Annotated in this window: 8 protein-coding genes; all 8 read right to left on the bottom strand. The window is 36.0% G+C overall.

Annotation, left to right across the window (positions count from 1 at the left end; all coding sequences use genetic code 11):
- A partial coding sequence (locus tag FJ213_11610) for a hypothetical protein (protein ID MBM4176799.1) occupies positions 1–697 on the bottom strand: 697 nt, incomplete at its 3' end.
- Positions 694–3,303 (bottom strand): DUF3160 domain-containing protein, encoded by a 2,610-nt coding sequence (locus tag FJ213_11615; GenBank protein MBM4176800.1) that lies wholly within the window; start codon positions 3,301–3,303, stop codon positions 694–696. The genes FJ213_11615 and FJ213_11610, both read right to left, overlap by 4 nt.
- Before the next feature lie 88 nt (positions 3,304–3,391).
- A complete protein-coding gene (locus FJ213_11620) occupies positions 3,392–4,417 on the bottom strand; it encodes a hypothetical protein (GenBank protein ID MBM4176801.1) in 1,026 nt (341 codons plus the stop codon).
- Positions 4,414–5,409 (bottom strand): hypothetical protein, encoded by a 996-nt coding sequence (locus tag FJ213_11625; protein ID MBM4176802.1) that lies wholly within the window; start codon positions 5,407–5,409, stop codon positions 4,414–4,416. Before FJ213_11625 ends, FJ213_11620 begins: the two co-directional genes overlap by 4 nt.
- Complete coding sequence (locus FJ213_11630) at positions 5,406–6,776, bottom strand: sigma-54-dependent Fis family transcriptional regulator (GenBank protein MBM4176803.1); 1,371 nt, start codon at positions 6,774–6,776, stop codon at positions 5,406–5,408. The genes FJ213_11625 and FJ213_11630 overlap by 4 nt, the downstream gene beginning before the upstream one ends.
- A 4-nt stretch (positions 6,777–6,780) precedes the next feature.
- Positions 6,781–8,184, bottom strand: a complete 1,404-nt coding sequence (locus FJ213_11635; GenBank protein MBM4176804.1) for a HAMP domain-containing histidine kinase — start codon at positions 8,182–8,184, stop codon at positions 6,781–6,783.
- Between the two features lie 90 nt (positions 8,185–8,274).
- Positions 8,275–8,808, bottom strand: coding sequence for a hypothetical protein (locus FJ213_11640; GenBank protein ID MBM4176805.1), 534 nt, complete (start codon positions 8,806–8,808; stop codon positions 8,275–8,277).
- Positions 8,809–8,913: 105 nt separating this feature from the next.
- Entirely contained in the window at positions 8,914–10,659 is a 1,746-nt protein-coding gene (locus FJ213_11645) for a hypothetical protein (GenBank protein ID MBM4176806.1), read from the bottom strand.
- Between the last annotated feature and the right edge of the window lie 32 nt (positions 10,660–10,691).

Here is a 10,691-nt window from a genome sequence, read left to right on the forward strand (position 1 = left end):
CTCCGCTGGATAAGGGGAGATGGTAAGCGGAAAATGGTAAAGAGTATGTTCCAGCTTCTTTAACTTCATCAACAAGTACTGCGACTTCTCTACCTAGTATATCATAAACTTTCAAAGTGATATACTCCCTTCTCGGTACTAAATACTCAATACTAGTTTCTGGGTTGCCCGAATGGGTGGCTTCGCCAAATGGATTAGGGTAGTTTTGAAAGAGAGCACAATTCATATTGGATTCAAATTCTTCAACGTCTCCTCGAAGGTCCGAATAAAAAAGAACGAGCATCGAGTCTACTGTGGTGCTCCCATTTTTTGCTAAAAGTTTTAAATTAAAGTAACGCATTGGATAATTATAAGTTGTATCGAATGGAATCTGAAATATCTGATCTGGATATGTTATACCTAAACCCCAAAGCTCATAAGTTAGGTCTTTCTGGGGATTCTTTACAACAAATGTGCACTCCAATAAATAAGTATATAGATGGGACACTGAGTCGAATATGCATAATGCACCATAATGTGCAGAAATTTTTACTGTATCATAAACCGAATGTGTTGAGATAACTGTACACGTAATCGGGCTCCATGTACAGTACCCAAAAAGGAAAATCGGTCGTTCTTTTGGAATAAATTCTATCATTTGTGATGATGCAAGATTGAGCATAAAAAATAGAGCAAAAAAAATCTTGAAAAATTTCATCTTATCAAACTCATCTTTTTTGTAATTCTGTTTTCTCCAGCTTTCAATGGTTCGACAGAGCTCGTCACAAGTGGTGCGACGGTGCTCACCACAAGCTCATAAAAATAAACTCCGCTCGCAACAGGATGAGATTTCGCATCAGTTCCATCCCATCTTGTAATATAATTTCCTGAAGAGAGATATTGGTTTAACAGCGATTTAATTTCCTGTCCGTTCAAATTATAAATTTTAAGCTTTACCTGACAATTTGTCAGGGCAGCCGGAATGCTGAAGCTGATTACTGTGTTCGAGTTAAACGGATTCGGATAATTTTGCTCTAAAGCAATTGACTGCGGAATTTGATGCGTAGGATTTTCCTCGCTCGATGTTAATAAATTCACACCAGCGCCGCGTGAATTCCCGGTACTATCTGCCAAATACAAATTCACGAATGATGGTCTTGACGATTGCCGCAGATAACTTGCCTTCCATTCCTCATCTGTCAGCCGCAGAAAATTTGTTGAAGTATATTCGTGGTAGCTCATCACCGGTCCGACAAATGCAATTGTTTGTCCTTCTGGAATTTGTGCCGTAAATACACCAAGGTTCACTTTTCCGGTTCCTGCGTGAAGCACCCAGCCGATTGGAAATTCGCTTGCATTAGTTGGAGCTGTGTGAACATCCGCAACTATCATATCTTCTTTTAGCAGCTCAACACCCATTCCAAAATCCCAAAAATATAATTTTGGATACCATCCTAAGTAGGCAGGAGCACAACCATACATCGTATCGTAAATAACTTTCTTCAAGAAATTTTTCTCTTGCAACGAGAATGGAATTCCATTCAGTTCTTTAGTTGATATAGTTCCAAGTGTATCAGCGATTCCTTTCATTCCATTGAAGTAATTGACTATCTCCATTTTTATATATTGATCAGGAAAGGCAATGGACTGGAATTTTGTTTCGGATATTTGAGCCAATCTTTTAATCGCAGAATAGAATTTTGGGATTGGTTCTATGTAAGTATGCGGAAATGAGCAAACTACGCCTCCAGTATAAGATTGTTTGGCATATAACAGATTGTCATGTCTCAATTGCGACCAAGATGCAAGCTGAGTATTCATTTTTTCCTGCCACCAAGCAGCAGTTTTCATGAATGGAGGCAAACCATCGCGTGTTATTGGGGGATTTAATTCTCTGATTGAATTTAGCCAGAGATTGTAGAATGAAACTTCCCAAAAATCTGTTTCGTACGCATCGATAAGATATCGTAATCCGGCTAAGTTTGTACCATACTTGTAAGTATCAAGTTCGCTTTTTAGAAGCTGAAGTGATGCATCATTTCCGAGTGCGAATAAAATATCGAGTGTAGAGGGAAGCATTCTCCGAATCTTTTCTCCATTGAATTTTATTCGGTCATAAACAACTTGCCCTGTAACATACGAATCGATTATAAATCTCTGCCCGAGTAGCAGAAATGCCGAAGCCGGAATAATGCTGTCTGGATTCATCGGATGGCTGTACAAAATTTGAGAAAGTATTCTCTGAAATGCGTAAGACTTTGTTTTAAGCGAATCTTGAAATCTTAGCAGAGTTGAACTGTTCAGCAGTTGATTTGCAGATACGATATTTACCGAAGCAGCAAGTTCATTAATATTTGGGAGGGTAACATTATCAGATTCGCCGACAAAAAATTTGATGATGCTTTCAATCTCTTCCAATAAAGAAAGTGAACTGCCAAGTTTTGCAGCTTCAAGGATCAGAAGTGCATCGATTGTTTGTCTTTGAATATCTTCAAACGTAGGAGGCAGATCGAAGGAGCGTGGAGGTAAAAGATAAATTTCGATTCTGCCAAGCCACATCATTGCTTTGAAATATTTTGCAAGCTGTGGATAGTTGTTATCCGTATAATGTCCTCTAACTTTAAATTGGCTAAAATCAACTTTACGCGGGACGCTGCTGAATATAGATATATTTTGTGGAGTTTCTTGTGTGATATAACTCATCAATTGATTTATCACAGTAACATTAGATGAGTAATATGGAACAGCAGATTGCCCCAGCAATTGTCGAGGGATAGTGAGATAAACATCAACGTCTTTCAGCATTTGTGTCATGGATGTGTCTGATGAATAGGTCGAAGCAAGCAATGGAATCTGAGAATGAAGATTTGAAAGAAGCTGTCCGAGTTTTGGAATTAAGATTTGGACTTCGGTCATCTTTAATATTAAATCGTAGGACATATGAAGTGCGTGCAGAATCGCATCAGTAGAGACAAATACAGGTAAATCCTTGTGGTAAATATCGAGAAATGCTTTGCCAAAGGATTTTTGATTTAACCTCTCAGTCACCATGAATCCATGTTGTGAAAGTAATTCACGTTCATGAAAGGTCAATGAATATTTTGAAATGATAGAATCGAGATACAACGGATTCGAGGATGTTCCATAAGCTCTCGGCTGGAATGTTCCTGCCGGATGAAGATTGAGAATTTGAGTCGTAGTAAGATTCTGATTGTTTACTAAGAATTGCTTATAAGCATTTATATCAAAACCAGTTATTTGCGAGTAAAGCTGTAAGCTGAAAAGTAAAATCAAGACGCTGGAGAGAAGAGATATTTTTTTCATTGTAACCTCCCTTAAGTCGTAATAAACTTAATTAATGTTTAATTGAGAGTCAATTCATCAAAAATTATTTATGATTAATTTATCAAACTCAATTTGTCAAGCTCAAACCAATGGAAAAACTCCAACCGGAAAGGGATAAATCTCTGTCATATAAATATTCTTTTGAGTATCCAGCTTTCGAAAAAATTTCCCAGTTTTCATCAACATCGTAGGAGAGTTTGAGGTAGAATCTATTTTCGAGATTAATTGGTGTATATAACAAGTTCGAGCTTTTGGATTGAGAGTTCTCGTTTGAAAATTTCCTTGCATAAAAATCCACCAGCAGCATAAGGGTTAAATCTTCAGTGAGTATTTTTCCTCCAATGAATCGGAAAAGAGTTTCGTAAGATGGATACTGTGTAACTTTCGATTCGTGAAAGAGAAATCTTGCCTCGCCGCTTAGAAAAAAATCACGAATATAATTGATGCTCAATTGAGGACCAGCTCGAAATCCACTGTTCGAATTTTCTTCAGAAAGATTTAGAAAGTTTTGTTTATTCACTAATATGAATCTCTCCCCATAAATTCCATATCCGATTCGGAAATACTGATTAAATAACTGTTCAAACTTCAGATCGGCAAAATAAACATCGATGCTTCGTCTTCCATTGAAATTAATATTCTGATATGCATATCCAATATTCGGAACGAGCAGGCCAACGGATGAAACGGGATAAGACAAATTTGTTTGGATAAAGTAAGTTGCGAAATCTGCAGTAATGGTTTCCCCGGAGTAAAAGTGATTTTGTGCGGAGAAATTTATTCCCCAATCATAATTTTCGTTTGATTTATAAAATCCTCCAAATGCTTTAAGTTTAAAGGTATAAAGTTTGTTTAATATCCCGAATATTTCCGGTCGTGCTTGAATTTGGATGAACGCTTTTGAGCTTTGTGCATCATAATTGTATTTTACCTCGCCTTCCGATCGGATCGATAAATCGTTTTTCTCTTTCAATATTGTATTGCTTGTAGAATAATTTCCAGTTTCCAGATTAAGTTTCCATTTAAGCTGGCAGTATGAAATATTAATATTGAACGTCATTAAAGCAATTAATGAAAATAGAATTATTCTCATTTTGCAGATTGAAGCTTACTGTTCAGAACTAAACGATATTCCTGCAGATAATTTCTAAGCTCCTTGAGAAGTGAAGCATATTCACCCAGGCTTAATTTTGTAGTTTTTCCTTCGCCCCATTTAGATTTTATATTGATATATCCTGGCATATTTAATTGATCGAGCATTGAGGAGTATGAAGAAAATTGTGAAAGCAAAACATAATCCATTTCGGTTTTATCAATCGGAATGAATCCTGCTAATGCATTTCTGTCAGTACCGGATCGGTAGTTAAAGAACTTTACGCTGCCTTCAAAGTCGGCTTCTTCAACGAAACGCTCGACTTTCTTTTGAAGTTGTACAATTTGTTTTAACTCATCGCTGCGGATTGTCACTTGCTGAATTTGTTCATTAACTTCATCAAGTGCATTTTCAAGATATTCAGAATGTATTTTTCTTTGAGTTGGATCAGAGATTGTATTCAAGTCAATTCTTATTATATACTCTGGATTGAAAGAAAGGTTAGAAACCCTTGGCGATACGAGAAGTTTTTTTTCTGTAAGAAAAAGAATTTGATTATTCAAATCATGCGAGCGAGATAAATTTGCAGATTTTTGGATTAATTTCAACGAGTCAATTAATTCTGAGTAAATAAGACTTAACTGCTTTTTCGTGGATTCGAGTTCATTCTCGTCTTTCTTTAATTTGATCTGCAGGTTATTGATTTGATTGGTTAGTGTCGCCGACTTAGACATCAGTTCAATAATTTTATCATTATTTGGGAGAGCTTTTTTCTTCTCTGTATCAATCAACTTTGCTCTTTCGGTTAGGATTATCTGCAGCGAGTCTATAATTTGTTTCTGTCTATTAACAAAATTCACCTGATCTGAGAATCTCTTCTCAAGTGAAACTAAATCCTGGGAATGAACTCCATCCGCAGCCCCGAAGAATAATCCAAAAAGAATAAAGAGAATATTGATCCCTATCAGATTGTTGTTAATGTGCTTACTCATTTTATTAAACCATACTTTTCAAGTTTATAGTATAAAACACTAGTACTTATCCCAAGAATTTTTGCAGCCCGATTTTTGATTCCATCTGCTTTTTTCATAGCATGAATGATCATATTCTTCTCAAATGAGGAGACGGCATCATCGAGAGGAAGTTTTTCGAATGAATTTGAGATTTTATGTCCGTTACTTATATGCCGAGCGATCAGCTCTGATTCGATTTCAGGTGAGTGCGAAATCACGCAAAGCCGTTCAATTAAATTTTCCAACTCTCGTATGTTCCCACCCCATGAATGATTGAGCAGCAGTTTCATTCCATCACTTGTGATTGTTTTTGCCGGCTCGTCTATTCTTCCCGCAAATTTTTGAAGAAAATGATTAACAAGAAGGGGAATATCCTCTTTTCTTTCTCTAAGCGGAGGCAGATCAATCGGAATTACACTGAGTCTGTAATAAAGGTCTTCACGGAATTTACCGTCGCTTATTAATTTTTGTAAATCCTGATTCGTCGCAGTAATAATTCTTACATCAGTTTTAATTGTTATTTCGCCGCCTACTCGTTCAAACTCACCATCTTGCAGAACTCTAAGCAATTTAACCTGCATCGTCTGGGAGATATCACCAATCTCATCGAGAAACAACGAACCTTTATTAGCTAATTCGAACCGACCTTTTTTTAATTTTATCGCTCCGGTGAAAGCTCCTTTTTCATGCCCGAATAATTCACTCTCAAGAAGATTTTCATTGAGGGCTCCGCAATTTACTTTTATGAAAGGAAATTCAGCACGCTTACTTCTCTTGTGAATTGCATGTGCTGCGAGTTCTTTCCCGGTTCCGCTTTCACCTTGAATTAAAACTGTGCTATCCTTTGCTGAGATTTTTTCAATCAACTGAAAAATATTTTTCATCTTTTCCGAATTACCAATAATGTCATCGTAACCTTTATCGAGCTCTGATTGGAGTAAATAATTCTGGTCGAGCAGTTCCTCAATTCGCTCTCGGCTTTTTATTTTTTCAAAGATTTTTTTCACTCTTTCACGCAATTCTTCAGATGAAAATGGTTTTGTGAGGAAATCTGCTGCTCCATACTGCATGGCCCGGACTGCAGTTTCAACCGTTCCAAATGCGGAGATCATTAATACTTCAACTTTTGGATTTATTTCTTTCATCTTCTTGAGTATTGAAATACCATCCAGCGGTTCCATCTTCAGATCAACGATTGCAAAGGGAATGATACTCGATGCAAAAAATTTTAATGCCGGTGGACCACTTTCGAATGAATGAACTAAAAAGTTTTCCCGCGAAAGACTCTCGAAAATACCAAGCCGCACTGTGTCATTATCTTCAATTACAATTATTTCATCTTTCATAGCATTAATTTTTTTTAATTATAGTGAATGTGCATCCTATAGATGAGTTTTTTTGTAGCAGTAGATCAGCATTATTCTCACGGCAAAGTTTTTGGGAGATTGCGAGTCCCAACCCCGTACCATCTTTTTTGGTCGTAAAAAAAGGTTTGAAAATATTCTTCAAGTTTTCATCACTGATACTAACTCCATCATCAGTTATTGAAATTTGCAACTGTCCGTTTGAATTTGATGAGGTTATTTGAATTGAACCATTGATAGAGATTGCATCTATACTGTTCGAAATTAGATTAAGCAGTATCATCTTTAAGTGAAATGGATCGAATTTAATTTCTTTTACTGTAAGTTCCTCGGATAGGTTGATATTTTTTTCGTCTAGTTTATTTTTAATGAATTGTTTTAGCTCGGATATAAGGGAGGCAATATTAACATTTTCTTGTTTGGGCGGTTCAGGTCTACTGAAATTCAAATAAGCTGTTATTAAACTTTTCAGATCGTTGACCTCGCCGAGAATTTTATCTATGTAACGTGTATCCCGATTGTCACGCTGCAAGTCTTCCCGAATTAATGAAGCAAGTAGTTCAATTCCGCCAAGCGGATTTCGAATTTCATGTGCGATTTGTGCGAGAATATCTTCTTTCTCCTTTTGGTGTCGAAATAGATTTTTTCGCATTTGATCCATCTCAATTAATAACCGTTTTATTTCACCATGCATGTCTCTTGGAGGGTCTGCATTAAGATTTCCTTTTCCTATTTCGGAACTGAATTTAACAAGTTTATTTAACGGTTTTGTAATTGACTTAGCAACAAATAATCCAATCGCAAAAGTTAGAGCTACTCCGCAAAATCCAATCAGAATAAAAATTTTCGCAAGGTCATCAATTTTAGAAAGCTTAGTTGCGTTTTCACGTATAGCGAGCCAATTTTCTTCGTTGAGTTTAAAGAATCCCCAAAGGTACCATTTGTTATCGTCTCCTTTAAATGGAAAAGAGACTGCAGATTGATTTACTTCGAGACCAAGTATTTCATTTCGGTTTATAAGCAGTTGAGAATTAGATTCCCCCTCTAATGAAGAATTGTTTGAGTGTAGGATAACCTTCAATTCTGAATTAAAGATAAATAATTCCGAATTCGGATTTGCCGTTTGATATTTATTAAAAGTGATGGTAAAATAATTTTTGATCGACTCGGAAGGAGATCCATAACTTAAAAAATCGAGATAAGTTTTATCTATCTGTTGAGCAGTGATTTTAGATAATGTTCTTAAATTCGCAGATGCTTGGTCGAGATAGATTTCTCTAACAAAATTGTAACTCAGCCATGTCATCAAAATTACCAGCGCAGCGGAAATCAGACTGAAGGTTGAAACAATTTTTATTTTGTAATATGATGTCGGAAGTATTAATCTCATTTTCAATACTGAATGAGCCGTGAAATTCTATAATTAAATTATGTAATCCTATTCTTAGTTCCAAGCAGACAAATAATAGATGGAATAATATCAATTATCAGCATTAATGAGAAGGATCTCGATATTGTCCAAAAATATCGCAGATGGGATGATTCCGCCGACAATTAATTCAATTCGTAGTTTAGAACCGCTATGGCAAAAGAGCACGTCGGAATTGTAGAATTTCCATGATGAATCATTTACTTGTACATATTTGCTTCCATTCATAGGAAAATGAGGGTCTCCAATCCCTAACATCACTGTACCGCTCATTTCTGACTTTGCTGCTTTAGCCCAAAATTGAATTTTATAATTGCCTGATTCACTAATCGGTTTTGAAACAAAATATGATACAGGTTGAAAACATCCGCCTCCGATACTTAAAGATTTCTTACCGCCATCTGGGCATGGATCATCAACAAACATTCTCGGATTGAGATCTTTCCAACCCGTCGTATCATTATCATTTTCGAATGAGTTAAAGTAGATGCTATTCGGAGATGCATCGGGATAATTTATTCCCTCTCCGCATGAAATGAATATCAAAGCTGAGAACAATAAGTAAAATCTAATTTTATTCTTCATTATTTCTACTAACTATTTAATACGGATTTACACTGAGTAATCACAAAATTAAAAGGGTTGCTATTTCAAATCTGCGAAACTCAGTGCTTATCCGTTATTAACCATTTATAATTTAGCTTGAAAACTGAGCCACCATTGAGCAATTCTGAAAAATTGATCAAAGTCAGGATCAAGCATTAATTTTGCGCATAATTGCGGCGAAATATTTATATCAAAGCTTGCAATCATATCAGTGAAATTCTCAGTTGTGCGGGTTGCCGGCTGAGTGTATCTTTCCGCAAAATTCTTCTCTTGTTTTACCACACCGTTTTCCTTCTTCTCTCTTAGATCAAAATATGCCGTAGTGACATCGGTTATTTTCCAACCATAGAAATATCTATTTATTCCAAGCATCAAGCCAAAAGTTTCATTCAATTGGAAGTGAAGAAGTATCGGAATTTGAAGCGACCATTCTGACGAAACATATTTCCAAGTAAGATCTTTTACTTCTACTAACTCCTGATTTTGAGTGTAAGTATAAGATCCGGAAGAATTATTATGCGAATAGTTTGACATTCGATAAGCTTTCACTGGCTCTCTTCCATCGATTTCTAATTTACTATCGTAAACATAAATTCCAGTAAGCAAAGTGTTACTTTCACTCAGTTTCCATTTAAAGTTCAACATTCCTTCGTGCGATCCTTTTATTCTCGTGCCGCTTCCATGTCTTTTGTCCGACGCTGACGAAACTCCTTGATAACGATACCAGGAATTATCGTAAGAATTTACCCACCTCGATGTGTATTTTGATGTGTCGAATATCTCTGAATTGTTCGTGAAGTCAATATTACTTTTTGAATATTTATAATATCCGCTGAATTCTTTTTTATCATCAATCTTATTTAAAAAATTAAAACCAAAATATCTTGTGTTTCCATCGTGAAACCAATTTTGATTGGTGAAAGATTTTGAGTAATTATAGTACCACTCTTTCGAAACATCGGGTGTATCTCTTTTAGAGTAATAAAATGTTTGAAGAAAATTCCCTTGTTCAGCTTTTCCTTTTAAGTAACCGGCTTTGATACCTGCGCTCCAGTGTTCGGAGAATTTATAATTAACACCGAGAGCTAAATCCCAATGATCGTAGTTTTGATTTCTTGCTTGTGAATTTAGATTCTCCCACTCTTGAAAATTTGTTGAACCATATTCATCTTTCATGCTGTACAAATATTCTCCCTCTCTTGAGTGAACAACAGCATTCAGAAAAAGACCAGCACTTAACACGTTGCTAAATTGATAACCTGTGAATCCGGTTAATAGATGACCTGTGTTTATCATTTGATCTGCCCCTGAGTAACGGTCTTCAGTTGGTACGTCACCGAGTCCTTGTTTTACTCCGCCAAAAACATCATAGCCAAACCTTGGATTGTAAATCCAATATGGATTGTTATAAAATTTTTCCTCTCTATATAATAATTGGTAAGTACCTCCAATAAAAAATTTGTCAGTCAAACCTTTCAACGGATTTGTGATAATCCCGAGTGAAAAAATTGGTTCTGGTTCAGAGCGGGTTGTGCTTATCCACCGAATATCTGGATATGGAGCGAAACTAGTTCCCATATCATAATAGAGTGGATATGAATAATCTAAAATGGGTGCTTCGGTTCTATCGCCTCGAAAATCGAGATATATAAGATAATCATCACCTTCAAGATTGACAGCAGAAGCTGGATTTAAATAAATGTTTAAGAATGGGTTGTCGATCAGTCCGACACTAACTTTCTTGAAATTCTTCAGTCCGAATGTATTCAAAAAGTAACTGTTGAAATACATTTCCGATTGTTCAAAACTCTGCTCGGTGCTGCGTTCCATATTATATTGTGAAAATGAAATCATAGGCAGCA

It is taken from the genome of Ignavibacteria bacterium, from assembly GCA_016873845.1.
In the GTDB taxonomy this organism is placed as follows: domain Bacteria; phylum Bacteroidota; class Ignavibacteria; order Ch128b; family Ch128b; genus JAHJVF01.